Source organism: Acinetobacter sp. ANC_7654, assembly GCF_056779855.1.
Genome location: NZ_JBWYIR010000032.1, coordinates 1 through 366, shown reverse-complemented (window position 1 = coordinate 366; position 366 = coordinate 1). Strand labels below are relative to the sequence as shown.

Genomic DNA, 366 nt, shown 5'->3' with positions numbered 1-366 from the left:
GGCACAAACGCCGCAACAGCCGCGTATTTATGAATAAATCCGTGGTCGAAGTGGTGGAAATCCTCTTTGAAGAATGGCAAAACAAAAGCCCGCTCTTTGCCTCGAGCCTCAGCCTAGACCACAGTGGATTGCAACAACAATACGACATCCGACCCTTTATCATGCAAAGCAACGAAAGCGACTACGACTTTCTGACTCGCTTACTACGCAGTGAAGGCATTAACTGGCTCATTGATGAAGCCCAACCGATTGTATCGAGCAACAACAGCCCGATTGAAGCACAAAAGCTCCGCCTGATTGACGACAACAGCCAATACCAAGCCCTTAACCGACGCAACATTCGCTACCACCGCAGTGATGCGACAG

General features: G+C 49.7%; 1 protein-coding gene. It reads left to right on the top strand.

Translation table 11 applies throughout. The features are described 5' to 3' along the window. A partial coding sequence (locus AC1M86_RS14800; RefSeq protein WP_481608258.1) for a phage late control D family protein occupies positions 1-366 on the top strand: 366 nt, incomplete at both ends.